Annotated in this window: 22 protein-coding genes; 10 read left to right on the top strand and 12 right to left on the bottom strand. The window is 59.2% G+C overall.

Going from position 1 to position 26,327, the window contains the following annotated elements; genetic code table 11:
• Nucleotides 1–21: 21 nt before the first annotated feature.
• Together trmA and ACM6I5_RS00340 are read right to left on the bottom strand one after the other, a co-directional pair.
• On the bottom strand, nucleotides 22–1,101 hold the full coding sequence (gene trmA / locus ACM6I5_RS00345; protein WP_414878332.1) for a tRNA (uridine(54)-C5)-methyltransferase TrmA: 1,080 nt from the start codon (nucleotides 1,099–1,101) through the stop codon (nucleotides 22–24).
• Entirely contained in the window at nucleotides 1,098–2,393 is a 1,296-nt protein-coding gene (locus tag ACM6I5_RS00340; protein ID WP_017340893.1) for an NCS2 family permease, read from the bottom strand. The genes trmA and ACM6I5_RS00340 overlap by 4 nt, the downstream gene beginning before the upstream one ends.
• A gap of 223 nt (nucleotides 2,394–2,616) precedes the next feature.
• Here ACM6I5_RS00340 and ACM6I5_RS00335 point away from each other — a divergent pair, with 223 nt between their 5' ends.
• Both ACM6I5_RS00335 and ACM6I5_RS00330 read left to right on the top strand, forming a co-directional pair.
• On the top strand, nucleotides 2,617–3,063 hold the full coding sequence (locus tag ACM6I5_RS00335) for a DUF4879 domain-containing protein (protein ID WP_017340892.1): 447 nt from the start codon (nucleotides 2,617–2,619) through the stop codon (nucleotides 3,061–3,063).
• Nucleotides 3,064–3,129: 66 nt separating this feature from the next.
• Entirely contained in the window at nucleotides 3,130–3,681 is a 552-nt protein-coding gene (locus ACM6I5_RS00330) for a DJ-1 family glyoxalase III (protein ID WP_017340891.1), read from the top strand.
• A gap of 6 nt (nucleotides 3,682–3,687) precedes the next feature.
• Here ACM6I5_RS00330 and ACM6I5_RS00325 read toward each other — a convergent pair whose 3' ends face one another.
• Nucleotides 3,688–4,926 (bottom strand): MFS transporter, encoded by a 1,239-nt coding sequence (locus tag ACM6I5_RS00325; protein WP_017340890.1) that lies wholly within the window; start codon nucleotides 4,924–4,926, stop codon nucleotides 3,688–3,690.
• A 540-nt stretch (nucleotides 4,927–5,466) separates the two neighbouring features.
• Here ACM6I5_RS00325 and ACM6I5_RS00320 point away from each other — a divergent pair.
• From ACM6I5_RS00320 to ACM6I5_RS00310, 3 genes are read left to right on the top strand one after another with little or no spacing between them, the layout of a single operon-like run.
• Nucleotides 5,467–6,906, top strand: a complete 1,440-nt coding sequence (locus ACM6I5_RS00320; protein ID WP_017340889.1) for a cytochrome ubiquinol oxidase subunit I — start codon at nucleotides 5,467–5,469, stop codon at nucleotides 6,904–6,906.
• 3 nt (nucleotides 6,907–6,909) lie between these two features.
• Entirely contained in the window at nucleotides 6,910–7,917 is a 1,008-nt protein-coding gene (gene cydB / locus ACM6I5_RS00315) for a cytochrome d ubiquinol oxidase subunit II (RefSeq protein WP_017340888.1), read from the top strand.
• Nucleotides 7,918–7,974: 57 nt separating this feature from the next.
• Nucleotides 7,975–8,142, top strand: a complete 168-nt coding sequence (locus ACM6I5_RS00310; protein WP_080995174.1) for a DUF2474 domain-containing protein — start codon at nucleotides 7,975–7,977, stop codon at nucleotides 8,140–8,142.
• 77 nt (nucleotides 8,143–8,219) lie between these two features.
• Here the strand turns inward: ACM6I5_RS00310 and ACM6I5_RS00305 are convergent, their stop codons facing one another.
• Complete coding sequence (locus ACM6I5_RS00305; protein WP_414882980.1) at nucleotides 8,220–9,344, bottom strand: methyltransferase; 1,125 nt, start codon at nucleotides 9,342–9,344, stop codon at nucleotides 8,220–8,222.
• Nucleotides 9,345–9,505: 161 nt separating this feature from the next.
• Nucleotides 9,506–10,237: a helix-turn-helix transcriptional regulator gene (locus ACM6I5_RS00300; protein WP_017340885.1), complete on the bottom strand. Its 732-nt coding sequence runs from the start codon at nucleotides 10,235–10,237 to the stop codon at nucleotides 9,506–9,508.
• A 340-nt stretch (nucleotides 10,238–10,577) separates the two neighbouring features.
• Here ACM6I5_RS00300 and ACM6I5_RS00295 point away from each other — a divergent pair, with 340 nt between their 5' ends.
• Nucleotides 10,578–11,354 carry a ferredoxin--NADP reductase gene (locus tag ACM6I5_RS00295; protein WP_414882979.1) on the top strand — a complete coding sequence of 259 codons (777 nt, stop codon included), beginning with the start codon at nucleotides 10,578–10,580 and terminating at the stop codon, nucleotides 11,352–11,354.
• 41 nt (nucleotides 11,355–11,395) lie between these two features.
• Here the strand turns inward: ACM6I5_RS00295 and mscL are convergent, their stop codons facing one another.
• The gene (gene mscL, locus ACM6I5_RS00290) at nucleotides 11,396–11,812 is read right to left on the bottom strand and encodes a large-conductance mechanosensitive channel protein MscL (RefSeq protein WP_017340883.1); all 417 of its coding nucleotides are present in this window, start codon (nucleotides 11,810–11,812) and stop codon (nucleotides 11,396–11,398) included.
• A 635-nt stretch (nucleotides 11,813–12,447) separates the two neighbouring features.
• Between mscL and radA the strand changes: the two genes are divergently transcribed.
• Nucleotides 12,448–13,815, top strand: a complete 1,368-nt coding sequence (gene radA, locus ACM6I5_RS00285; RefSeq protein ID WP_008040321.1) for a DNA repair protein RadA — start codon at nucleotides 12,448–12,450, stop codon at nucleotides 13,813–13,815.
• A 47-nt stretch (nucleotides 13,816–13,862) separates the two neighbouring features.
• Here radA and ACM6I5_RS00280 read toward each other — a convergent pair whose 3' ends face one another.
• Nucleotides 13,863–14,231, bottom strand: a complete 369-nt coding sequence (locus ACM6I5_RS00280; RefSeq protein ID WP_017340882.1) for a PilZ domain-containing protein — start codon at nucleotides 14,229–14,231, stop codon at nucleotides 13,863–13,865.
• A 158-nt stretch (nucleotides 14,232–14,389) separates the two neighbouring features.
• Here ACM6I5_RS00280 and ACM6I5_RS00275 point away from each other — a divergent pair, with 158 nt between their 5' ends.
• From ACM6I5_RS00275 to yjiA, 3 genes are all read left to right on the top strand, one after another.
• Nucleotides 14,390–16,456, top strand: coding sequence for a carbon starvation CstA family protein (locus ACM6I5_RS00275; protein ID WP_017340881.1), 2,067 nt, complete (start codon nucleotides 14,390–14,392; stop codon nucleotides 16,454–16,456).
• 14 nt (nucleotides 16,457–16,470) lie between these two features.
• The gene (locus tag ACM6I5_RS00270; RefSeq protein ID WP_007895266.1) at nucleotides 16,471–16,668 is read left to right on the top strand and encodes a YbdD/YjiX family protein; all 198 of its coding nucleotides are present in this window, start codon (nucleotides 16,471–16,473) and stop codon (nucleotides 16,666–16,668) included.
• A 163-nt stretch (nucleotides 16,669–16,831) separates the two neighbouring features.
• The gene (yjiA, locus tag ACM6I5_RS00265) at nucleotides 16,832–17,803 is read left to right on the top strand and encodes a GTPase (RefSeq protein ID WP_017340880.1); all 972 of its coding nucleotides are present in this window, start codon (nucleotides 16,832–16,834) and stop codon (nucleotides 17,801–17,803) included.
• A gap of 53 nt (nucleotides 17,804–17,856) precedes the next feature.
• On the opposite strand, the gene ACM6I5_RS00260 is transcribed toward yjiA, so the two are convergent.
• The 5 genes from ACM6I5_RS00260 to ACM6I5_RS00240 all read right to left on the bottom strand — a co-directional run bounded on the left by ACM6I5_RS00260 (nucleotide 17,857) and on the right by ACM6I5_RS00240 (nucleotide 26,254).
• Nucleotides 17,857–18,546: a GntR family transcriptional regulator gene (locus tag ACM6I5_RS00260; RefSeq protein ID WP_414878327.1), complete on the bottom strand. Its 690-nt coding sequence runs from the start codon at nucleotides 18,544–18,546 to the stop codon at nucleotides 17,857–17,859.
• 24 nt (nucleotides 18,547–18,570) lie between these two features.
• Nucleotides 18,571–19,275, bottom strand: coding sequence for a FadR/GntR family transcriptional regulator (locus ACM6I5_RS00255; RefSeq protein WP_414882978.1), 705 nt, complete (start codon nucleotides 19,273–19,275; stop codon nucleotides 18,571–18,573).
• Nucleotides 19,276–19,328: 53 nt separating this feature from the next.
• Nucleotides 19,329–20,642, bottom strand: coding sequence for a C4-dicarboxylate transporter DctA (locus ACM6I5_RS00250; protein ID WP_414878325.1), 1,314 nt, complete (start codon nucleotides 20,640–20,642; stop codon nucleotides 19,329–19,331).
• 274 nt (nucleotides 20,643–20,916) lie between these two features.
• Nucleotides 20,917–22,170 (bottom strand): serine hydroxymethyltransferase, encoded by a 1,254-nt coding sequence (gene glyA, locus ACM6I5_RS00245; protein WP_017340875.1) that lies wholly within the window; start codon nucleotides 22,168–22,170, stop codon nucleotides 20,917–20,919.
• A gap of 235 nt (nucleotides 22,171–22,405) precedes the next feature.
• Complete coding sequence (locus ACM6I5_RS00240) at nucleotides 22,406–26,254, bottom strand: EAL domain-containing protein (protein WP_414878323.1); 3,849 nt, start codon at nucleotides 26,252–26,254, stop codon at nucleotides 22,406–22,408.
• Nucleotides 26,255–26,327 lie beyond the last annotated feature (73 nt).

Genomic DNA, 26,327 nt, shown 5'->3' with positions numbered 1-26,327 from the left:
TTTTGTATCGGACGAATGCAATCAACGCCGGGTCAACAACACCCCGGATTCCATGTGGTGGGTCCACGGGAACTGGTCGAACATCGCGCATTGAGTAATGCGGTGGGTGTCGTGCAGTTGGGCGATGTTGGCCGCCAGGGTTTCCGGGTTGCAGGAAATGTACAGGATATTGTCGAAGCGCCGGGTCAGCTCGCAGGTGTCCGGGTCCATGCCGGCGCGAGGCGGGTCGACGAAGACGCTGCCGAATTCATAGCTCTTGAGGTCGATACCCTGCAGGCGCCGGAACGGGCGGACCTCGTTCAGGGCTTCGGTCAGCTCTTCGGCGGACAGGCGCACCAGCGTGACGTTTTCCACGGCGTTTTCGCTGAGGTTGCTCAACGCCGCGTTGACCGAAGTCTTGCTGATTTCGGTGGCCAGCACTTTACGCACGCGGGTCGCGAGCGGCAGGGTGAAGTTGCCGTTGCCGCAATACAGTTCCAGCAAATCGTCCGGACGATCACCGAGGGCGTCGTAAGCCCAGTTGAGCATTTTCTGGTTCACGGTGCCGTTGGGCTGAGTGAACGCACCTTCCGGCTGACGGTAGCTGAAGGTGCGGCCGCCGACTTCCAGTTTCTCGACCACGTAATCATGGCCGATCACTTCGCGTTTGCCTTTCGAGCGGCCGATCACGCTGACGTTCAGGTCTGCCGCCAGTTTCGTGGCCGCCGCGTGCCAGTGTTCATCCAGCGGGCGGTGATAGCACAGGGTAATCATCGCATCGCCGGCCAGCGTGGTCAGGAATTCCACCTGAAACAGCTTGTGGCTCAGGGCGGCACTGGCTTTCCACGCGGCCTTGAGCTGCGGCATCAGCTCATTGATGCGCAGGCTGGCAATGGGGAACTCTTCGATCAGGATCGGCGTGCGTTTGTCTTCCTGGGAAAACATCGCGTAGTGACGCTCGCCGCCTTCACGCCACAGGCGGAATTCGGCACGCAGGCGGAAGTTTTTCAGCGGCGAATCGAACACGGCCGGTTCGGGTGCATCGAACGGGGCCAGCAGGTCGCGCAGGCGCGAGACCTTTTCTTCGAGCTGAACGGTGTAAGCCTGGGAATCAAAAGTCATGCGTTGAACCAACCCAACTTGATCACGAACAGAATCGACAGAATCACCAGCGCCGGGTTCAGCTCACGGCCGCGACCGGACAGCAGCTTGATCGCGGTCCAGGAAATGAAACCGAAGGCGATGCCGTTGGCGATGGAGTAAGTGAACGGCATGGCCAGCGCAGTGACCACGACCGGTGCGGCAACGGTGATGTCGTCCCAGTCTATTTCGGCCAGGCCGGAAGTCATCAGTACTGCGACGAACAGCAGTGCCGGTGCGGTGGCAAACGCCGGAACGCTGGCGGCCAGCGGCGAGAAGAACAGCGCCAACAGGAACAGAATCGCCACCACAACGGCCGTCAGACCGGTGCGGCCACCGGCACTCACGCCGGCAGCGGATTCGATGTAGCTGGTGGTCGTCGACGTACCCAGCAACGAACCGGCCATGGCCGCGGTGCTGTCGGCGATCAGGGCGCGGCCCATTTTCGGCATGTGGCCGTCCTTGCCCATCAGGCCGGCGCGTTTGGCGACGCCAATCAGGGTGCCGGAGTTGTCGAACAGGTCGACGAACAGGAAGGCGAAGATCACGCTGACCAGGCCGATGTCCAGTGCACCCTTGATGTCCAGTTGCAGGAAAGTCGGCGCCAGCGAAGGCGGCATCGACACCACGCCGCCAAACGGCGTGAAGCCCAGGGCAATCGAGGCGATGGTCACGACCAGAATCCCGATCAGCACCGCACCGCGTACGGCCAGTGCTTCGAGGGCAACGATCAGGGCGAAGCCAAGCGTTGCGAGGATGGGCGCCGGTTGTTTCAGGTCACCAAGGCCGACCATGGTTGCCGGATTGCTGACAACGATGCCGGCGTTGTGCAAGGCAATCAGCGCCAGGAACAGGCCGATACCGGCGGCGATCGCCGACCGCAGCGGCAGCGGAATGCTGTTGATGATCCACTCACGGATGCGGAAGATCGACAGCAGGAAGAAGCACACGGCCGAGATGAACACCGCCCCCAGCGCCACTTGCCAGGTATGGCCCATGTGCAGGACCACGGTGTAGGTAAAGAAGGCGTTCAGGCCCATACCCGGTGCGAGGGCGATCGGGTAGTTGGCGATCAGGCCCATCGTCGTGGAGCCGATGGCGGCGGCCAGGCAGGTCGCGACAAACACCGCGCCCTTGTCCATGCCGGTCTCGCCGAGGATGCTCGGGTTGACGAACAGAATGTAGGCCATGGCCAGGAAAGTCGTGACGCCCGCTAGAATCTCGGTCCGCACGTTGGTGTTGTGTGCCTTGAGTTGAAACAGCCTTTCCAGCATGTCTGCTCCCCGTGGCGCGCCCGGCGCCGTGAATGTATCGACCTCAACAGCAAAGCACAGACCGCTGCAGGCGCCTGGTAATTTTCTGTCGGTCGGAAAAAGCCGCGCATCATACCAGCAGCGTGGGGCTGTGGCTGCTTATGGCTGTGATCGTCGTCGATGTTTTGCGTTAAAGCCAAGTGCGCCATACTGCGCGCTGGATTTTGGGGGACATGGGGATTGCATGAAAAAGCGTCTGGTTGCCGTATTTGGAGCATTGATTGCCTTGTTGCTGGGGGCGCAAAGCGCTTGGGCTGCTTCGGCGGCACCGTTGAGCCAGGTCCAGGTGCTCAAGGTCGAATCGCCGGCGTGCGGTTTTGAGAGCATTTCGCCGGGGCAAGTGAAAACGGGCTGCGATCACACTGGACCGAACATCAAGGTTTACGTGCTCGAAGTCGGCTACGGTCGTCGCGCGCAAGTCGGGCTGGACGGTTTTGAAGTGAACGGCACCCGGACCCCGGTGTGTGCGTTTGATAACGGCAACCTGACCGAGTGCACCGTCGGCAGAAAAACTGTCGGCTACCTGTATGTCTTCGATCTGGCCGGCAAACAGGAAGGCACCTTCACCTTCAGCAACACGTCCATCAACGCGCCGGGCAACACGATGTCGACGCAGCTTTACATCAAGTAACGGCCCGCTCGAACAAGGGTCAGGAAAGCTGACTACGCTTTAAAGATCATCTTGTGGACTGCGCCCATGACCTTTAGAGCTCTGATTACCCTCGCCGAGGGCATCGATGACCTGCAAACCGTGACATTGATCGATGTGCTGCGCCGCGCCAAGGTCGAAGTGGTGGTGGCCAGCATCGAGGGGCGCCGCATGCTCACCTGTGCCCGCGGTACCCGAGTGACGGCCGATGCGATGCTGGTGGATTTGCTGGCCCAGCCGTTTGATTTGATCGTACTGCCCGGCGGTGCCGTCGGTGCGCAGCATCTGGCCGCCCATCAACCCTTGCAACAATTGATCAAGGATCAGGCGGCGGCAGGTCGTCTGTTCGCCGCCATCGCCGAATCCCCGGCCGTGGCACTCCAGGCTTTTGGCGTCCTGCGTCAGCGGCGGATGACCTGCCTGCCTTCGGCCAGTCATCAACTGTCTGGCTGCAACTTCGTTGATCAACCGGTGGTAGTCGATGGCAACTGCGTTACCGCCCAAGGTTCAGGGGGCGCTTTGGCGTTCGCCCTGACGCTGGTGGAGCAACTTTGCGGCAAGGCGACTCGGCTGACGGTGGCGGGGGAGTTGGTCGTTTAAACGGTGTCAAACCCTGGCTTCTTCCACCGGCACATGCATGCGATCACGGTTGGCCAGCGTCGGGAACAGCTTGATCCACACTCCCGTCACCACCAGCGTGCCGATGCCACCCATGACCACCGCCGGCACGGTGCCAAACCAGTGGGCGGTGAGGCCGGACTCGAACTCGCCCAACTGATTCGAGGCGCCGATGAACAGGCCGTTGACGGCGCTGACCCGGCCACGCATTTCATCCGGTGTTTCCAGTTGCACAAAGGACGCGCGGATCACCATGCTGATCATGTCTGCCGCGCCCAACACCACCAGCACGGCCAGCGAGAACCAGAACGAGGTCGACAGGCCAAACGCGATGGTCGCGACGCCAAATACACCCACCGCGGTAAACATCACCCGACCGACCTTGCGATCCACCGAGAAGCGCGCCAGCCAAAGCGACATCAGCAACGCACCGACTGCTGGAGCGGAACGCAGCAGGCCCAGCCCCCATGGCCCGGTCAGCAGAATGTCCTTGGCGAACACCGGCAGCAATGCCGTCGCGCCACCCAACAGAACGGCAAACAGATCGAGGGAAATCGCACCGAGAATGTCCGGACGGCTGCGAATGAAACGGATGCCTGCCAACAGCGAATCCAAAGTCGCCTTGCCTTTGTTCAGCGGCGTTTGCCGGGCGGGCAGGTTGAGCATCAACAGGCAGGCGATCACATAAAGGATCACGGTCGGCCCGTAGACCCAGACGCTGCCGAAGGCATACAACAAACCACCCAAGGCCGGGGCGACGATGGTTGCCGATTGTTGCGCCGACTGTGCAGCGGCGACGGCGCGGGGGAACAGCGCAGCGGGAACGATGCTCGGCAATAGCGCCTGGGTGGTCGGCATCTCGAAGGAGCGAGCGGCGCCGAGCAGAAATGCCAGGATGAAGATCATTTCCCGGGTGACGTGGCCGGTAGCGCCGCCAATCGCCAGCGTCAGCGCAATCAATGCCTGCAATGACTGACAGATGGCCGCGACTTTACGGCGGTCATAGCGATCGGCGACATGCCCGGTGTGCAACATGAACAGCACCCGCGGGGCAAATTCCACCAGGCCGACCAGGCCCAGATCCAGCACGTTGCCGGTCAGCTGATACAGGTTCCAGCCGATGGCGACAGTGAGCATCTGAAAGCCGCTGGCGGTAAACACCCGAGCCAGCCAGAACGCGATGAAAGGGCGATGATGACGTAACAGCAAGGGCGCTTGGCTGGGCATCTGAGGCAGGTCTTGAGCGAGGTGAAGGCCGAGATTATCACCAACCTGTAACCAGAAGTTGCAGAGGCGGGAAATTCAGTTAGCTAGACACCGATCCCGAAAGCGCTGATATCCCACCCATGGTGAGGGGATTTTGTGGCGAGGGGATTTATCCCCGTTGGGCTGCGAAGCAGCCCCGGCATTTCAAAGACCCACCGCGTGTAAAGGGTTGACGACTGCTTCGCAGGCCAACGGGGATAAATCGCCTCACCGCAGATTCCCACAGGAAATGTGCTGCGACTGACTGCGTGGGCTATGAGGCAACCTGTCACGCGGCAAAAGACCACACCGTCCATCGTCAAAAACCGGACTACTCTTTCAGCGATGCTTGATCCAGATCAAAACCTTTCTGGAATTGATCCGGCGGCCAGATGGCCAGATTCCCTGCGTGTGATGTTGCTAAAAGAAGAACGAATTCAAATTCGCCACACTCCATATCCGTGGGGGCAGTGGGTGCAGGCCGCAAGCCTTCAGCCGGTATTACCTGACAGAGGAAGACTTATGTTCGGTTTGGAGGCGCTTGATCTCGCCCGAATTCAGTTCGCGTTCACCATCTCGTTCCACATCCTGTTCCCGGCCATCACCATTGGCCTGGCGAGTTACCTGGCGGTGCTCGAAGGCCTGTGGCTGAAAACCCATAACGACACCTACCGCGACCTGTACCACTTCTGGTCGAAGATTTTTGCCGTCAACTTCGGCATGGGGGTGGTCTCCGGGCTGGTCATGGCCTATCAGTTCGGCACCAACTGGAGCCGATTCTCGGACTTCGCCGGTTCCGTGACCGGGCCGTTGCTGACGTACGAAGTACTGACGGCCTTCTTCCTCGAGGCCGGATTCCTTGGGGTGATGCTGTTCGGCTGGAACAAGGTCGGGCGCAACCTGCACTTTTTCGCCACGGTCATGGTCGCCATCGGCACGCTGATCTCGACCTTCTGGATTCTCGCTTCCAACAGTTGGATGCAGACCCCGCAGGGCTACGAAATCATCAACGGCCAGGTGATTCCAACCGACTGGCTGGCGGTGATCTTCAATCCGTCGTTCCCGTACCGCCTGATGCACATGGCCACGGCCGCATTCGTGGCGACGGCGTTCTTCGTCGGTTCATCGGCGGCCTGGCATTTACTGCGCGGCAAGGACAACCCGGCGATCCGCACCATGCTCTCGATGGCCATGTGGATGGCTCTGATCGTGGCACCGATTCAAGCGGTCATTGGTGACTTCCACGGTCTCAACACGTTGGAGCACCAGCCGGCGAAAATCGCGGCGATCGAAGGCCACTGGGAAAACCACGGCGATGAACCGACTCCGCTGATCCTGTTCGGCTGGCCGGACATGAAAGCCGAGAAGACCAGATTTGCCGTTGAAATCCCGTACCTGGGCAGCCTGATCCTCACCCACTCGCTGGACAAGCAGGTGCCGGCGCTCAAGGAGTTCCCGCCTGAAGACCGGCCGAATTCGACCATCGTGTTCTGGTCGTTCCGGATCATGGTCGGCCTGGGCATGTTGATGATCTTCACCGGTTTGTGGAGCCTGTGGCTGCGCAAGCGCGACAGGTTGTACACCTCGCGACCGTTCCTGTACCTGGCGTTGTGGATGGGGCCATCCGGCCTGATCGCGATACTCGCCGGCTGGTTTACCACTGAAATCGGCCGCCAGCCGTGGGTCGTCTACGGTTTGATGCGCACGGCAGACGCGTCGTCCAATCACAGCTTCCTGCAGATGAGCATCACGCTGATCCTGTTCGTCGTAGTCTATTTCGCGCTGTTCGGCGCAGGTTTGGGCTACATGATGCGTCTGGTGCGCAAAGGTCCGAAGATCGGCGAAGGCGCGGAAACGCCCGAGGGCGGTCCAGGCAAGAAACGTACGCCGGCCCGTCCGCTGTCCGCTGCCGACGATTCCGTCGATGCCGACCACGACCCCAGCCTGCAAAAGGAGATTTGAGTCATGGGTATTGATCTTCCGCTGATCTGGGCCGTGATCATCATCTTCGGCATCATGATGTACGTGGTCATGGACGGTTTCGACCTGGGGATCGGGATTCTCTTTCCGTTCATCCCGGGCAAGACCGACCGTGACGTGATGATGAACACCGTCGCACCGGTGTGGGACGGCAATGAAACCTGGCTGGTTCTGGGTGGTGCAGCGTTGTTCGGCGCCTTTCCACTGGCGTATTCAGTGGTGCTCTCGGCGCTGTACCTGCCGCTGATTTTCATGTTGATCGGGCTGATCTTCCGCGGCGTGGCGTTCGAGTTCCGCTTCAAGGCCAAGGACGACAAGCGTCACCTTTGGGATAAAGCGTTCATCGGTGGTTCGATCGCCGCGACGTTCTTCCAGGGCGTGGCTCTGGGGGCGTTCATTGATGGATTGCCGGTGGTCAACCGTCAGTTCGCCGGTGGTTCACTGGACTGGTTGACGCCCTTTACGATGTTCTGCGGCGTCGCACTGGTGGTGGCTTATGCGCTGCTCGGTTGCACCTGGCTGATCATGAAAACCGAAGGCAAGTTGCAGGAACAGATGCATGACCTGGCGCGGCCACTGGCCTTTGTGGTGTTGGCTGTGATCGGCATCGTCAGCATCTGGACGCCGCTGGCGCACCCCGAGATCTCCGCGCGCTGGTTCACGTTGCCGAATCTGTTCTGGTTCCTGCCGGTGCCGATTCTGGTGCTGGTGACCATGTACGGCCTTATTCGCGCCGTGGCCCGCAATGCGAACTACACGCCGTTCCTGCTGACACTGGTGCTGATCTTCCTCGGCTACAGCGGTCTGGGTATCAGCCTGTGGCCGAACATCGTGCCACCGTCGATCTCGATCTGGGACGCCGCCGCACCGCCGCAGAGTCAGGGTTTCATGCTGGTGGGAACGTTGTTCATCATCCCGTTTATCCTGGGTTACACCTTCTGGAGCTACTACGTGTTCCGCGGCAAGGTCACCCACGAAGACGGCTACCACTAGCGCACACCGTAATGGCGCAGGGTTGAAACCCGCGCCATTTCAGAGGAGATCACGATGATGGCTGGCAAACATTCCTTGCAGGAAATCGAAGCAGCAGAGAAAAAACCGCTGTGGCAGCGTCTCGGCTGGCTGGTGATGATCTGGACCGGCAGCGTAGTGGCGCTCTTCATCGTCGCGAGCCTGATGCGCATGTTCATGAATGCCGCAGGCCTGTCGACGCACTGATTCGCAAGATCCCATACCGATGCCTTGCGGCACGGATTTACAACCCTCCTGCACTGGAGGGTTTTTTTTGCCCGGAATTACTTTCGGGCTTTAAGAATCACGAATTTCGGCGTGGCTGCCACTTGTTCAACACCACGGAACAACCGCGCCAGCTTGCTGTGATAACCCAGATGACGATTGCCGACGATATACAGTGCACCGCCCACCACCAGCGCTTCCCGGGTTTGCTGGAACATCCGCCAGGCCAGAAAGTCCCCCACCACTTGCTGCTGATGAAACGGCGGGTTGCATAGCACCACGTCCAGCGATTGTGGTTCCTGCCCGGCCAAACCATCTCCGGGACGCACGATCACGTCCCGATCACCCAGCGCTGCGCGCCAGTTTTCGGCAGCCGATTGCACAGCCATGAAGGACTCGTCCACCAGCGTGTAGTGCGCTTCGGGATTTTGCAGGGCACTGGCGATGGCCAGTACACCGTTGCCGCAACCGAGGTCGGCGACCCGCGCCGGGCCAAGGTTCGTCGGCAAGTGCGGGAGAAACGCCCGCGTGCCGATGTCCAGGCCCTCGCGGCAAAATACGTTGGCGTGGTTGAGCAGCTCGATGGACGGCGTGTCGAGACGATAGCGGGTCGGGTAGGGGGATGTCGCGGGCGCTTTGGCTTCAGCCGTAGCGATCAACAGTCGAGCCTTTTTCACCGCCAATGATGCTTGCACCGGACCAATGTAGCGCTCCAGCAAATCCCCGGCGGCGCGCGGCAGATGCTTGATCATGGCGCCGGCAATCACTTGGGCGCCGGGTGCCAGCTGGTTTTGCAGGCGGATCAGTTGCTCCTCCAGCAGAGCCAGGGTTTTCGGTACCCGGATCAGCACCCGGTCAAACGGGCCGGTGACTGCTTCGCTGGCAGGTACACTCGGCACGGCATCAAATGCCTGGCCGTTGCGGATCAGATTCTTTTCCAGCCCCTGGAAGGCCAGGAACGAATCGCCGCTGGTGGTTACCTGAACCTTGCCTGCCAGGCTGGCGGCCAATGCGCCGAAGCTGTCATTGAGCACCAGCACGCGAGTGTTCGCGGTCGGTTGCTGTTCGGCCAGATGATTGAGCAGGTATTCGTCGGCGGCATCAAACGCTTGCAGCGGTTCGTTCTGCTGTTCGGGCTGACGGATAAGGTCGAGGCGGGCGAAGGGTGTTTCGAGCAAAGGCATGGGGCGGGGCTCTGGGTAATCAACGGGTTTCCCGCGGCCCAGGGGCGTTGTAGCGGGCGAGGCTCCGAGCGTACTGCGTCGTGAAGGTTCACACGTCAACACTCTGGAGGCGTCGCAGATGGTACGTTTTTTTCTTTTGGATTACTCGCAGGTTTTGATCCTCAACGGATCGAAGTGCTGTCCAGGTAACCGGCCTTGATGGCGGCAATGATTGCCGAAATCTTGTTGCAGACCCCGAGTTTCTCGATGCAGCTTTGCGTGTGGAAATGGACGGTACGGGCACTGAGGTTAAGAATCCTGGCGCTTTGCTCTGCTGTCTTGCCCGTTGCTGCCAGTTCCAATACGGCGATTTCGCGTGGTGAGAGATGCGGGGTTGCCGGTTTTGCCGTTTTTTGGGGCAACGATCGTGCGATCAACTCATGGAGATGACTGGACATGAGCATTGAGAAGCCAAAATTTTCATACACCTCCAATGCGGTGATTGGAGAGTGGCTCCTGGCCAGGCTCAGAATGCTGCACAAACCACTCTTTTCGTCGTGAAATGATTGTGACCAGCCATGCTCCAAACCTTGCGCTACAAGGGCCTCCCACAGTGAAGGAACGTTAGAGAAAAGGTTTTCGCTCCACAGAATGGGCAGCATGGAGTGATTGCAATGGGCTACTACCGGATCGATTGATCTCAGATTCTTTCGTTCATATTCCTGATTCCAGTCGGCCGGATAGTTGTTGTGTCGTACGGTATTGAACTGGTTGTTATTCGTTTGATAAGTAGTTGAAAAGGCAAAAAATTTAAACCCGATGTTTTTCGCAAATCCAAGGGCGATCCGATAGGCGTTTTCTATATCCGTTGTTTTCGACAGTTGATTGAGTTGTGATTCCTTCCATCGCTCCATCTTGTATCTCCATTATCCAATGTTCTCTGGGGTGCAAATTGGATCCGAGATCCAGCACCCAACGAGTGTAGGATGATTCCTACATGCATGGTGAGATTTTTTGGCTTTGTAAACAAGTTAAAAACTAAATATCTGGTTCTAATAAATGTCGATTTACATAGGAAGAAATATTGAATGACAGCCTTAATTTGAATCGTCCGAATTAACCGAATAGTCCGTAAAGTTGTTGTTTTCGGTGATAGGGGGTTTTGATAATGCGCATTAAAGTCACCACAAATCGTCCGTGTTTAATTCGCATGTTTTGCGGGACACTGGAGCCACCTGTTCAATGGAGCGCCCCATGACCGCCAGCGCAGAAAAATTCACACGCCAGACCCTGCTCGACGTCCAGCCGTTGACCCCGAACCTGTTCACTCTACGCACGACTCGGGATCCAGGCTTTCGCTTTCGTGCCGGACAGTTCGCCCGGCTAGGGGTCACCAAGGCCGATGGCAGCACCGTATGGCGTGCTTATTCCATGGTCTCTTCACCCTATGACGAATTCCTCGAGTTCTTTTCCATTGTGGTGCCGGGCGGCGAATTCACCAGTGAGCTGAGTCGGTTGGGCGAGGGCGATACCCTGCTGGTTGACCGTCAGGCCTTTGGTTACCTGACGCTTGACCGTTTTGCTGACGGACGTGATCTCTGGTTGCTATCCACAGGCACCGGCGTGGCGCCGTTTTTGTCAATCCTGCAGGACTTCGAAGTCTGGGAGAAATTCGAAAGAATCATCCTGGTCTACAGCGTGCGTGAAGCCAGGGAGCTGGCTTATCAGGAGCTGATCTCGGGGTTGGCGCAACGTGACTATCTGGCCGAGTACGCACACAAGCTGCAATTTATCGCCACTGTCACGCGCGAGGAGCATCCGGGTGCCTTGAATGGCAGGATCACAACGCTGATCGACAATGGCGAACTTGAACGGGTAGCGGGTGTGGCGCTGTCGGCCGAGCATTCGCGGGTCATGCTTTGTGGTAACCCACAGATGATCGATGAAACGCGAAAACTGCTGAAACAGCGCGACATGCACTTGAGCCTCAGCCGACGCCCCGGGCAGGTGGCAGTGGAAAACTACTGGTAAAAAAACGGCGCCACGAAGGCGCCGTTTTTGCGTGCATCAGATCATTCAGGCCGATTGTTCTGGGCCTTCAGCAGATCGCGGATCTCACCCAGCAGCTCTTCTTCCTTGGTCGGAACAGGCGGCAGGGTGGGCGCAACGGCCTCTTCGCGCTTCAAGCGGTTGATGGCTTTGACGCCCATGAAGATCGCGAACGCGACGATGATGAAGTCGATCATGCTCTGAATGAATTTACCGTACGCCAGCACCACCGCGGGAATGTCCCCGTTGGCAGCCTTGAGCGTAATGGCCAGGTCACTGAAGTCCACCCCACCGATCAGCAGGCCGATTGGCGGCATGACCACATCGCCGACAAAAGACGAAACGATCTTGCCGAAAGCGGCGCCTATGATGATCCCGACGGCCATGTCGACCACGTTGCCTTTGACCGCGAAGGCCTTGAACTCACTTATCACGCCCATAGGTTATTTCCTTGTTACAGATGAGGTTGGTAATGCAGTGTAAATCAGCCAAAGGCTTCTCGCCCGAAACAACTGCTTACAGAGCTTGCCTGCTATCGACCGGGTCGTCGAAAAAAAGTTTACAAAATGCCATCATCCTTGCGATCTGTCCGTGGTGACCGTTTCATTGCGGGGACGTGCTTTATCGGTGTCAGCCTGTTCGGCCTGCTAATAGTCGGATCGTTTCAAAGTTTGAAAGGGAAGCGGTTGAATGGATGTCGACTTGTTGTATTGAGTAATAGGAGCTCTGAAGTTTTACATTGTTAGTTGGAGTGTATAAGCCGTCGGTTCAGGGCAAGTTGTACATGCTGTTAAATTGCCAGTAAGTTGGTGTGTCTTGCCAAGACAATAATATTGAAGAATATGTTGTACGTTTTCCAAGCGAGATTTAAATGGTTTGTACAGCTTTTCAATGTTGTTGAAAGGGCCGTCCGGATTTTAATGGGAGTGTCGATACGCAAAGTTGTACAGATTTGTGTGCCGTCACTCGACAGTCCCGGCAATCGTAAAAGTTTCGGCCCAAGTTTCATTGGGCAACTGCCTCGCGCCGAATCAGTCCAGCTGAGCTATCATCGCGTTTTTTGCCGGGAGTTCAGATGGCCAAGGCCAAACGCATGTACGGCTGCACCGAGTGCGGCTCAACCTTCCCCAAGTGGGCCGGCCAGTGCGGCGAGTGCGGGGCCTGGAACACCTTGACCGAAACCATGGTCGAGAGCGGCGGGGCTGCGGCCCCCAGCGGTCGCACCGGCTGGACCGGCCAACAGGCGCAGATCAAGACCCTGGCCGAAGTCAGCGTCGAGGAAATACCGCGCTTTTCCACCGCGTCCAGTGAACTGGACCGGGTCTTGGGTGGCGGTCTGGTGGACGGTTCGGTGGTGCTGATCGGCGGTGACCCCGGCATCGGCAAATCAACCATTCTTTTGCAAACCTTGTGCAACCTCGCCAAAAGCATGCCGGCGCTGTATGTCACCGGCGAAGAGTCCCAGCAACAGGTGGCCATGCGCGCCCGGCGTCTTGGATTGCCGCAGGATCAACTGCGCGTCATGACCGAAACCTGCATCGAAACCATCATCGCCACTGCCCGGGTCGAAAAGCCCAAGGTCATGGTGATCGACTCGATTCAGACGATCTTCACCGAGCAACTGCAATCGGCACCGGGCGGCGTGTCCCAGGTTCGGGAGAGCGCGGCATTGCTGGTGCGCTACGCCAAGCAGAGCGGCACGGCGATTTTTCTGGTTGGCCACGTGACGAAAGAAGGTGCGCTGGCCGGTCCGCGCGTGCTGGAGCACATGGTCGATACCGTGCTGTATTTCGAGGGTGAATCCGACGGTCGCTTGCGCTTGTTGCGGGCGGTGAAGAACCGTTTCGGTGCAGTCAACGAACTGGGCGTGTTCGGCATGACCGACAAGGGCTTGAAGGAAGTGTCCAATCCGTCGGCGATTTTTCTGACCCGTGCTCAGGAAGAAGTACCGGGCAGTGTGGTCATGGCGACGTGGGAAGGGACCCGACCGATGCTGGTGGAAGTCCAGGCGCTGGTGGATGACAGCCATTTGGCCAACCCGCGCCGCGTCACGCTGGGACTGGATCAGAACCGGCTGGCGATGTTGCTGGCAGTACTGCACCGTCATGGCGGCATTCCGACCCACGATCAGGACGTGTTCCTCAACGTGGTGGGTGGCGTGAAGGTGTTGGAAACCGCTTCGGACCTGGCGCTGATGGCGGCGGTCATGTCCAGTTTGCGCAACCGGCCACTGCCCCATGATCTGCTGGTGTTCGGTGAAGTCGGTTTGTCTGGCGAAGTGCGCCCGGTGCCCAGCGGTCAGGAGCGTTTGAAGGAAGCCGCCAAGCACGGCTTCAAACGGGCCATTGTGCCCAAGGGCAACGCGCCGAAAGAGGCGCCGCCGGGGTTGCAGATTATTGCCGTGACGCGTCTGGAACAGGCTCTCGACGCATTGTTCGAATAACCTCCATCATTGCAGGAGCCAGCAAGCGGGCTCCTGCAATGGCATGTTCACACCTCTATAAGCGCACCCAATTCCCGCTCCATCGCCTTCTGATCCCCCAGATTGAGTTCGATCAACCGCCGCAGGCGCTCGATGGAATCCAGGCTGATGTGTCGGCAGACGAAACCCAGCTGGCCGTGATCGTCGTGCGTTAGCTGCACATCCATCTTGATCTCGACGTCTTTATTCAGATGAATGTCGACGGAAAAAGCCTTTGCCCGATCGCCCAGCCACGGCTCGGGTTTTTCGATCAGCAACCCCTTGAGTGACAGGTCAATCAACTTCACTGGCCAGATGAAGTCCCCTTGGCACAGCTCTGTTCGGGCGTCGAACTCAATACGTTTGAAGCGGCGGCGATCGGCAGGGTGTTCACTCATGGCGCAATCCTCTGAATGTTCGCTGACTATAGACCCGCATTGTCAAAGCCTGCCAGCCCAGAGGGCGTCCAGACCAACGTCGGGGTATGGCCTTTGCCGTCAGCCGAGCTAAACTCGGGGTGGCTGTCTTTCTTGTCCACCCTGGCTGGAATCATAAAATGAAAAATAATAATAGCCTGCTACGCCACCTACCCTGGCTGCTGCTGGCAATCGTAGGCGCGTGCGCCCTTGGTGTAGTGGCATTGCGTCGCGGCGAGGCAATCAATGCCTTGTGGATTGTGGTCGCTGCCGTGGCCATTTATCTGGTTGCGTACCGTTACTACAGTCTGTTCATCGCTAACAATGTGATGCAACTCGATTCGCGACGGGCCACCCCCGCCGTGCTCAACAACGACGGTCTGGACTACGTACCGACCAACAAACACATCCTCTTCGGTCACCATTTCGCGGCCATCGCCGGCGCAGGTCCGCTGGTCGGTCCGGTTCTGGCGGCGCAGATGGGCTACTTGCCCGGCACGCTGTGGCTGATTGCCGGCGTGGTGCTGGCCGGTGCGGTTCAGGACTTCATGGTCCTGTTCATGTCCACCCGCCGCAACGGCCGCTCTCTGGGCGATATGGTCCGTGAAGAAATGGGCCGCATCCCCGGCACCATCGCGCTGTTCGGCTGCTTCCTGATCATGATCATCATCCTCGCGGTGCTGGCGCTGATCGTGGTCAAAGCCCTGGCCGAGAGCCCGTGGGGTATTTTCACGGTGATGGCGACCATCCCGATCGCGATGTTCATGGGCATCTATATGCGTTACATCCGCCCGGGCCGTATCGGCGAAATCTCGGTGGTCGGTGTATTGCTGCTGCTCGGCTCGATCTGGTTAGGTGGGCAGATTGCCGCCGATCCGGTCTGGGCAAAGGCCTTCACCTTCAATGGCGTCCAGATTACGTGGATGCTGGTCGGTTACGGTTTCGTGGCCGCCTCGTTACCGGTCTGGCTGATCCTGGCGCCACGTGACTACCTGTCGACGTTCCTGAAAATCGGCACCATCGTGGCCCTGGCGATCGGCATCCTGATCACCATGCCAGAGCTGAAAATGCCGGCATTGACCCAGTTCGTCGATGGCACTGGTCCGGTGTGGAAGGGCGGTCTGTTCCCGTTCCTGTTCATCACCATCGCCTGTGGCGCGGTCTCGGGTTTCCACGCACTGATCTCGTCCGGCACCACGCCGAAACTGCTGGATAACGAAGTCAACTCCCGTTACATCGGTTACGGCGCCATGCTGATGGAATCCTTCGTCGCCATCATGGCGATGGTCGCCGCGTCGGTGATCGAGCCGGGCGTCTACTTCGCCATGAACAGTCCAGCGGCAGTCGTCGGTGGTGATGTGGTGGCTGTGGCTCAAACCGTCAGCAGTTGGGGTTTTGCAATTACCCCGGAAGCGCTGCAAGCAGTGGCCAAGGACATCGGTGAAACTACCATTCTGGCCCGCGCGGGCGGTGCGCCGACCCTGGCGGTCGGTATCGCGCAGATCCTGCACAGTGTCCTGCCGGGTGAAAACACCATGGCGTTCTGGTACCACTTCGCGATCCTGTTCGAAGCGCTGTTCATCCTGACCGCGGTAGACGCCGGTACCCGTGCCGGACGCTTCATGCTCCAGGACTTGCTTGGCTCCTTCGTACCGGCGCTGAAACGCACCGAATCCTGGACGGCCAACCTGATCGCCACCGCCGGTTGCGTGGCGATGTGGGGCTGGTTGCTGTATCAGGGCGTGATCGATCCGCTGGGCGGCATCAACACCTTGTGGCCGCTGTTTGGTATCTCCAACCAGATGCTGGCCGGTATCGCGCTGATGCTCGGCACCGTCGTGCTGATCAAAATGAAACGTCAACGCTACGTCTGGGTCACGATGCTCCCGGCAGTATGGCTGCTGATCTGCACCACCACGGCCGGCTTCATCAAGCTGTTCGACGCCAACCCGGCGATCGGCTTCCTGTCGCTGGCGAAGAAATACAGCGATGCGCTGGCCAACGGTCAGATCCTCGCCCCGGCCAAGGACATCACTCAGATGCAACACGTGATCTTCAATGCCTACACCAACGCAACGCTGACGGCACTGTTCCTGTTTGTGGTCTTCAGTATCCTGTTCTATGCGCTCAAGGTCGGTATTTCCGCCTGGGGTACCAAGGAGCGTACGGATAAAGAAGCACCGTTCCAGGCGCTGCCTGATGCGTAATCGAGGAATGCACGATGTTCAATGACCTGAGTCGCCTCGGTAAATACCTCGGTCAGGCCGCGCGCCTGATGGTCGGCATGCCCGACTACGACAACTACGTCGAGCACATGCAGACCAAACACCCGGACAAACCGGTGATGAGCTACGAAATGTTCTTCCGGGAACGTCAGGAAGCCCGTTACGGTGGCAAGGGTGGGCCCAAGTGCTGTTGACCCGGTTGCCGGATTAGCAGCAACCCCTGTGGGAGCTAACCTGCCAGCGATGGCGGCTGAACATTCAACATCCTTGTTGATTGACAGTCCGCCATCGCTGGCAGGCAAGCTCCCACATTTATTTTGTGTTGATACTTTAACTTTGTGAGACAGGAGATCCAGTTTGTCCTCTCCCATCCCGGTAACAATCCTCAGCGGCTTCCTCGGCGCCGGCAAGACCACGCTGCTGCGCCACCTGCTCAAAACCGAGCACGGCCTGAAAATTGCCGTGATCGAAAACGAATTCAGCGACGCCGGCATCGACACCCAACTGTTGGGTGATGAGCCGGTGCAAGTGATGACGCTGTCCAACGGCTGCGTCTGCTGCACGATTCACACTGACCTGACCAAGGCGCTTTACCTGTTGCTCGAACGCCTGGACAGCGGTGAAATCGCCTTCGACCGCCTGGTGATCGAGTGCACCGGCCTGGCGGATCCGGCCCCCGTGGCGCAAACCTTTTTCATCGACGAAGAATTGCGCGAGCGTTACATCCTCGATGGCATCATCACCCTGGTCGACGCGGCGCATGCCGATACTCATCTGACCCAAACCATCGCCCAGGCACAAATCGGTTTTGCCGACCGCTTGCTGGTGAGCAAGCGTGATCTGGTGGACGAGCCAACGTTCACCGCATTAAGCGAACGCCTGACCCGCATCAACCGTCGCGCGCCTATCCGCGTGGTCGACCACGGCAAGATCGACCTGGCCGAATTGCTCGACGTGCGTGGTTTCAATCTCAATGCCGACCTGGGTGGCGGCGTGAGTTTGCGCCCGGTCAGCAAGGCGCCTTCCATCGACCGCATTTCCAGCTTGGTGCTGCGCACTGACAAGCCGCTGGATATCGACAAGCTCAGCGAGTTCATGAACGAACTGCTGGAAGATCATGGCAAGCAACTGCTGCGCTACAAAGGTGTGTTGAGCATTCTCGGTGAGCCGCGGCGGATGGTGTTTCAGGGTGTGCTGAAGTTGTACGGATTCGATTGGGATACGGAATGGGCGGACGGCGAGGCGCGTGAAAGCGTGATCGTGTTTATCGCCGATGATCTGCCGGAAGAGAAAATTCGAGAGGGCTTTGCGCGGGTGGCCGCGGGCTGAAATATGTGTAGCGTCAGTGATGACGCTATCGCGGGCTTGCCCGCGATGGCGATCTAACCCGCAACACGATTCTGGCTCAGGCCCGGTCCCGTGCTCAGCAATGTTTCCTCCAGATAATCCAGATGCCTGCTGAGCAGCATGACCGCCTTGACTGCCTCGCTACGCTCTACTGCATCCAGAATCCCTGCATGCACCTGCCAATCGCAATAACCCTCCACCCGCACCTCAACCTGCGCAATCGCCAGCGAAGACAGCGGCACAAGGCTGCCCAGAAAATGCGCCAATGGTGCATTCCCCGCCATTTCCGCCAACTTCAGATGAAACTCCCCCGACAACCGGATCGCCGACCCACGCGCTGCACAGTGACGCTCGCTATCGATCAGGGCTCGTAGACATTTCAAGTCCTGTGACCGGGGCTGCTGGCACGCCAGCCGCACCACCATGGTCTCAGTCAACCGCCGGGCATGCAGTGTCTGCCGAATCAGCTCGCTATCGAGCATGGCGACGCGGGGGCGATGGTTGGCCCGAAGGACGATGACCTGCTGATGGGACAGTTGCGTCAACACCCCGCGAATCTCACTGCGGCGAACACCGAACATTTGCGCCAGGCTCTCTTCAGTAAAGCGGCTGGCAGCATGGAGGCGTTGCTCGAGAATGGCGTCGAAGACTCGCGAGTAGAGATCATCCGCCGGCGGAGAAAAGGGCAGGGCGACAAGAGTGTGTGGTGAAGCGAAGCTGTTCATGGCCTGTCTCCGGTTTTATAGGTTTCAACTGCCGAGGTTGTCGTCCGGAATATTCAATTCGATGCCCATCCGCTTTCCTTCGCGAAGGATATGGCGGCGCATTTCGGCACTGGCCTGGGCGCTGTTCTTGCTGCGAATCGCGCGCACCACGGCTTCGTTCTCTTCCAGACGCTCAGCCAGATGCTCGGGGGAGTTGCGCAACACCTCTGCGCTTTGCTTGAGGGCATTGCTCGTCTGCTGCACCACGCTCTGGAAGATCGGGTTCGAGGTCAGGGTGAACAGCTCTTCGTGGAAGGCGATGTAGGCGTTTACGCCCGCCTCGCTGTCGTTGGCCTCCAGGGCTTCGCGCATGTCCATCAACGTCAGGCGCAGTTGCCCGACTTCCTTGCTGCTGATGGATTGCGCCACCAGGCCGACGATAAACGGCTCAAGGGTGTAGCGCAGTTGCAGCACATCTTCGAGGCTTGCACCGGCCACCGCGCTGTCGTGGCTTTGGCTGTCACTCAGATGGGCGTCCAGCACCACCACGCCTTTGCCGGGCATTGAACGCACCAGGCCGAGGGTCTCCAGCACGATCACCGCTTCGCGCAGGCTAGGGCGGCTGATGCCCAGTTGCTCGGCCAGTTCACGCTGGCCCGGCAACATCTCGCCGGAGCGCCACTGACCACGGGCCAGGGCGGCCCGAAGTTTTTCTACCACTGAATTGACGACGGTTGACGAGGTAATCACTGTTCGCTCCAAGTCGCGATGAATGTGCCCGCCCGCAGGCAGGCACATGTTGTTTAAAATTCCTGCTGATGCGCCGGGGCAACCGGTTTTTTCGGCTGGAAGGTATAACCGACCTGACCCGAAAGCACTTTATTTGCCCGTTGGATATCGATGTCTTTTTCCCACCGTGCGATGGCCACGGTGGCAACGCAGTTGCCGATCAGGTTGGTCAGCGCGCGGCCGATGCCCATGAACCAGTCCACCGCCAGGACCAGCACCAGGCCGACCACCGGAATCGCCGGAATCGCGGTCAGCGTCGCCGCCAGAATCACCAGCGCCGAGCCGGGAATCCCGTGGGCGCCTTTGGACGTGATCAATGACACCAGCAGAATCGTCAGCAGATCGGTCATGGCCAGCGGCGTACCGGTGGCATTGGCGATGAAGACGATGGCCAGGGTCAGGTAGATCGAAAAACCGTCCAGGTTGAACGAGTACCCGGTTGGAATCACCAGACCCACCGTCGAGCTGCCGATGCCCAGATGCTCAAGCTTGCGCATGATTTGAGGCAGCACGGCGTCGGACGACGCGGTGCCCATGACGATCAGCAATTCTTCACGCAGGTATTTGAGCAAGGGCCACATCTTCAGGCCCGAAAGGCGCATCACCAGGCCGAGAATCAGTGTCACAAACGCCACGCAGGTCAGGTAAAACAGACCGACCAGGCTGCCCAGGTGTTGCAGCGAATCCAGGCCATATTTGCTGGTGGTGAAAGCGATCGCGCCGAACACGCCGATCGGCGCCAGGCGCACGATCATGCCCATGATGCGGAAAATCACGTGGCTGAGCTCGTTGATCAACCGGGAAATACCCGATGCCGCTTCGCCCACCAGGTTCAGCGCGCTGCCGAACAGCACCGAAAACAGCAGCACTTGCAGAATGTTGTTCTCCGCGAAGGCGCCGATGACCGAGCTCGGGATCAGGTTCATCAGGAACTGCGAGGTGGTTTGCATATGCTGACCGCGCTGGGCGATGTCGCCCATGTCGGCGGCGGACAACTGCTCCAGATGAATGTTCGCGCCGCTGCCGATGCCGGTGGTGAACGCGAACACCAGGCCAATCACCAGGGCAATGGTGGTCAGCACTTCGAAGTAGATCACCGATTTCAGGCCGATGCGCCCGACCTTCTTCAGGTCGCCGGCACCGCTGATGCCGCTGACCACCACGCAGAACACGATCAGACCAATGAGCATCTTGATCAGCTTGATAAAGCCGTCACCGAGCGGTTTGAGCTGGGCGGAATATTCGGGAAGGGTCAGCCCGCAGACGATGCCGAGCACCAGTCCGAGAACCACTTGAAGGAAGATTGAACGCGAGCACCATCTGAGCATGGGAGGAATCCTGGTCGGTGTCCTGGCTGCCGTGCGCGGGGCGCATCAGATTCAGGACTTAATTATTGTGGTCTTACCGGTATGTCCAGTGCAGGCGCAGTCTACGCTGGATTTTTTCAGGATTACAAGGGTAAGCAGACAAATTGGCATTACCGGTCTGACCAGTGGTGCTGGTCCCGTAGGAGCTGCCGTCAGATTAGCCGTCAGGAATTTCAGTCAAAAAAAACCGGCCATCGCTGGCCGGTTTTTTCATTGCTGCGGTTTAGCGGGCTGATTAAGCGCCGTACACCGGCAGCTTCTTGCAGATGGCCTTGACCTTCTCACGAACGGCGTCGATCACCGCTTCGTTGTTCAGGTCAGCCAGGATGTCGCAGATCCAGCCGGCCAGCTCTTTGCACTCAGCTTCCTTGAAGCCACGAGTGGTCACAGCCGGAGTGCCGAAGCGCAGGCCGGAAGTAACGAACGGGGAGCGTGGATCGTTTGGCACGGAGTTCTTGTTCACGGTGATGAACGCTTTGCCCAGAGCGGCGTCGGCGTCTTTACCGGAGATTTCCTGCTTGATCAGCGACAGCAGGAACAGGTGGTTTTCAGTACCGCCGGAGACCACGTCGAAACCGCGCTCGATGAATACGCTGGCCATGGCCTGGGCGTTTTTCACCACTTGTTGCTGGTAAGCCTTGAACTCAGGTTGCAGGGCTTCCTTGAAGCAGATCGCTTTGGCGGCGATCACGTGCTCCAGCGGGCCACCCTGGGCGCCCGGGAATACCGCGGAGTTCAGCTTCTTCTCGATGTCGGCGTTGGCGCGCGCCAGGATCAGACCGCCACGTGGACCGCGCAGGGTCTTGTGGGTGGTGGTGGTCACGACGTCAGCGAAAGGAACCGGGTTCGGGTAGACACCAGCGGCGACCAGGCCGGCCACGTGGGCCATGTCGACGAACAGGTAAGCGCCAACCTTGTCAGCGATTTCACGGAAGCGCGGGAAGTCCAGGATCTGCGAGTACGCAGAGAAACCGGCCACGATCATTTTCGGCTTGTGCTCAACGGCCAGACGCTCGACTTCGTCGTAGTCGATCAGACCATTGGCGTCGATGCCGTACTGAACGGCGTTGTACAGCTTGCCGGACGAGGAAACGCTGGCACCGTGGGTCAGGTGACCACCATGGGCCAGGCTCATGCCCAGGATGGTGTCGCCTGCTTGCAGCAGGGCCAGGTAAACGGCGCTGTTGGCTTGCGAACCGGCGTGTGGCTGAACGTTGGCGTAATCGGCGCCGAACAGCTCCTTGGCGCGGTCGATGGCCAGTTGCTCGACGATGTCGACGAACTCGCAACCACCGTAGTAGCGCTTGCCCGGGTAACCTTCGGCGTACTTGTTGGTCAGTACCGAGCCTTGAGCTTCCATCACCGCAGGGCTGGTGTAGTTTTCCGAAGCGATCAGCTCAATGTGCTCTTCCTGGCGCTGAGCTTCTTGCTCCATGGCGGCAAAGAGATCGGCGTCGTACTTGGCAATAGTCAAATCACGGCTGAACATGGCGGTCCTCAAGGATCGGGGCAGAAAAGGGGGGCATTCTAACCCAATGGGTTTTAGATGGCATATGAAAGGAGATCATGTCGCAGACAAGTGGGCTTCATGACGGGATCAGCGGTGATCATGCCGGCCTGTGGCGAGGGAGCTTGCTCCCGTTGGGCTGCGAAGCGGCCCCAAAAATCTTGTGAGCGCTGCGCACTCAAGCGGGAGCAAGCTCCCTCGCCACAATAATTGCGCTTCAGTCGAACATGAACAACGCATCATTGCTGAACTGCGCTTCAAACCGGCCCGCCGGCATCGGACGCCCGAACAGATACCCCTGAACCTCATCGCAACCATGCTCACGCAGGAAGTCCAGTTGCTCATGGGTTTCCACGCCTTCGGCGATCACCGCAAGATTGAGGCTGTGGGCCATGGCGATGATCGCCCGGGCAATCTGCGCATCCTGTTCACCTGAGGGCAATCCGTCGACAAAGGTGCGGTCGATTTTCAGCACGTCGATCGGGAACTGCTTGAGGTAGTTGAGCGATGAATAACCGGTGCCGAAGTCGTCGACCGCGATGCTCAGCCCGAGGTTTTTCAGCCCGGCGAGAATCTGCATCGCCTCGCTGACTTCGCGCATCAGGATACTTTCGGTCAGTTCCAGTTCCAGGCACGCCGGCGGCAGGCCGGTTTCCTTGAGAATGGTGGCGATCCGCGTGCCGAGCTGGCCGTCGGAGAACTGTCGGGCAGAGATGTTCACCGAGACCTTCGGCACCCGCACCTTGGCCTGATGCCAGGACTTGAGCTGACGGCACGCCTCGCTGATCACCCAGTCGCCAACGTCCACCACCAGGCCGAGCTCTTCGAGCACCGGAATGAAGTCCCCCGGCGGCACCAGGCCACGGCGTGGATGACGCCAGCGCAGCAAGGCTTCGGCGCCGGTCAGGCGTTTGCCGTCGCCGCTGAACTGCGGCTGGTAATACAGAACGAATTCGTTTTGCTCCAGGGCATGGCGCAAGTCGCTTTCCAGCTCCAGGCGCTCGAGGGCGCTGGCGTTCATGTCGGCCTGATAGAACTGGAAGTTGTTTTTGCCGCGTTCCTTGGCGTGGTACATCGCGGTGTCGGCGTTCTTCATCAACTGACTGAGTTCGTTACCGTCCTGCGGACTCAGGGCGATGCCGATACTGGCGGTGACGAAAAACTCGCGGCCTTCGAGCACGAACGGTTTCACGAGGCTGGCGAGGATCTGCTCCGCCACGTGTATCGCCCGGTTCAGGGCGATTTCCCGATTGATGCGCGGTTGCAGCAGCAGGGTGAACTCGTCGCCGCCCATGCGCGCTACGGTGTCGTCGTCATCGACGCAACCGAGCAGGCGCGTGGCCATTTCCTTGAGCATGCGATCGCCGGCAGCGTGGCCCAGGGAGTCGTTGATCGGCTTGAAACGGTCCAGGTCGAGGAACATCAGCACCACCCAGGACTTCTGCCGTTCCGCCGATTGCAAGGCGGTGTGCAGGCGATCCTGGAACAGCGTGCGGTTGGGCAGGTGGGTCAGGGCGTCGTAATAGGCGAGGCGGTGAATCCGTTGTTCACTGGCCTTGCGCTCACTGATGTCGCTGAAGAAGCACACGTAGCTGGCCAGATCGCCTTCGTCGTCGAGCACCGCCGTGATGCCGACCCACGCCGGGTAATGCTCGCCATTGCGTCGCTTGAGCCAGACTTCGCCTTCCCAGGTGCTGTGCTGGTTCAGTTGCTTGAGCACATAGCGCAGATGCGCCTCCTGCTGCTCGTCGACGGTCAGCATGTTCGGCAACTGGTCGAGCACCTGCTCCACCGCATAGCCGCTCACGCGACTGAACGCTTCGTTGGCCTGGACGATGTAGCCCGCCGGGTCGGTGATCAGAATCGCCGAGGTCGAGTGTTCGAATACCGTGGCCGCCATGCGCAGGTCTTTCTCTGCGCGGCGTTGCTGGCTGATGTCGCGACCGACACCGAGCACGCCTTCGAAGGCGCCGTGTTCATCCCAGACCAGCACCAGGCGCAGCTCGATAGGAATCTTGCGCCCGTCGGCCCGCAGGCAATCGAACAGGAACAGCTGGGTTTGCACCTGACTGCGCAGCAACGCCAGTTGGTCGGGCTTGTCCAGCGCCTTGCTGACGCGGTCCATCAGGCTGTAGATGCCGGACAATTGCTGTGGGTTGGCAATGGTCGTCTGCCAGCCGTTCTGGAAGATCCAGTCGGTGTCGTAGCCCAGCACGGCCTGCACCGACGGGCTGACGTAGTTGAGCGAGAGCTTGCTGTCGGTGGAAAAGATCACGTCGCTGATGCTTTCGGCGAGCATCCGGTAACGCTGCTCGCTGTCGCGCAGGGACTCGCTGGCTTCGATCTGCTCAGTGATGTCCTTGGCCACACCGATGATCCGCGTGACCTGGTCATGTTTGTCCCGCGCCAGCGCCTGCTCACGAATGTCGAACCGCCGCCATTGGCCATCGCGATGACGGAAGCGCAGTTGGCATTGTAGCAATTGGGTGTAGCCGGCGTGGCGCTGGGTCTGGCGCGAACGGTGGTAGTGGTCGGCATCTTCGGGGTGCAGGAGGATTTCCCAGAAGTACTCGCCCATCTGGTGCAGCTCGGTGCGGTTGTAGCCGAGTGTCTGGCCCAGGTGGTGGTTGCTGAAGATCATGCGCTGGCTGATCACGTCCTGCACATACAGATGATCCGGCACCGTGCGCACCACATCGGACCAGAACCCTTCACGCTCGAGCAGCGACAATTCAATGAGCTTGCGGCTGGTGATGTCGTTGATGCTCAGGATCACCGCTTTATAGTCATCCTGGTCTTCCGGCAGGCGCAGCACCAGCCACAAGTGCTGGTCGCGACCGTTGGCGTCCGGGAGTTTTATCTCCAGCTCGAGCTGTTTCTGCTGGTTGAGCACCGCGTCGAGCACTTGATTGCCGATGGCAGTGCCGTCCAGCGGATTGCCGTCGATCAGCAGTTTCCAGGCTTGTTCGCAGGTGTTGACGTTGAGCAGTTGCAGGGCAACCTGGTTGACCTCGGTGATGCGCAGTTCCTGCAGCAATTGCTGCCGTTGCTCCGCAGATTCCAGCCAGCCACGCAGTTGTTCGCTGCTGTGCAACCGGGCTTTGTCGAACGCCTGCTTGAGCCCCGACACGTCAAGTACACACAGCGCCACGCCGGTACCTTCGAAAATATCCTTGTAGCGCCGACGACCTTCAGTCACCTGGCGCTGACGGCGGCGCATGTTCAGCAGGGCAATCAGCGGCAGCAGGGAGAGCGCCAGCCCCAACAGGCATTTGCCGATGAACGCCGGTAACAATTCCTCAATCACGCGCTTGCGGTCGAACAAGCCGCGCAATTGCCAGTCGCTGCTGCTCAGGGGAACCGTCAGCACGCTGTTGGCCACATCCTCTTCGGTCAGCTCGCCCGGCTTGGCCGAGGGGCGCGAATCATCGCGACTGATGACTTGGTGGTTGAAGCGGTTTTCCACCAGCCACATTGGGCGGATGCCGGTTTCGTTCTGTTTGGTTAGTGACGAGAAAAAGCTCGGCTTCAGGCGCAGGGCCCAGTAGCCACGCGTGCTGCCGCTGGACTGATGCAGCAGCAAGTGCACCGTCGAACCGTTATCGGCGTTGCTGAAATAGTGGGCCTGGCGACGGCTGTGACGAACCAGGTCGGCGAGGTAGTCGGCGTCCTCGCTGTCGGTGGCGCTGTCACTGAGGATTTTGCCGGAGGGACTCAACAGCGCAAGACTGATCAGGTCGGGCAAGGATTTTTGCAGCTTGCGAAGCAACTCCTGCTGTTCGTCGGCGCTTTGTGGCTGTTCGACGATCGGTAGCAGATTGAGGGCGATCTGCGCGTTGAGTGCCATGTTCAGGCTGACTTGCGCGGCCAGATCGGCGGTGTAGTCGATGGTGTACTGACGCTGGTTTTTCTGGGTTTCGCGCAGCTGATCCAGCAGTTGCCAGAACAGCAGGGCGAGCAGCAGCAACACCAGTGTCGCCAGCGCACCCTTCAAGGTTCCGCGCAGGGGGGAGCCGGGCGCAACAGTCGGTGCACGGGGGATCAGGGGCGGAGTGACATTGGACAAACTGTAATCCTGCGGTTTGGCTGGACTGGCGCGACGTGCACTATAAGCCGGACGCCCGGAGGGCGGCTAGCAT

Source organism: Pseudomonas sp. IT-P171, assembly GCF_949767765.1.
In the GTDB taxonomy this organism is placed as follows: Bacteria; Pseudomonadota; Gammaproteobacteria; order Pseudomonadales; family Pseudomonadaceae; genus Aquipseudomonas; species Aquipseudomonas fluorescens_B.
Note: the sequence above shows the minus strand (reverse complement) of the source record. Positions and strands in the feature narration are given on the sequence as shown.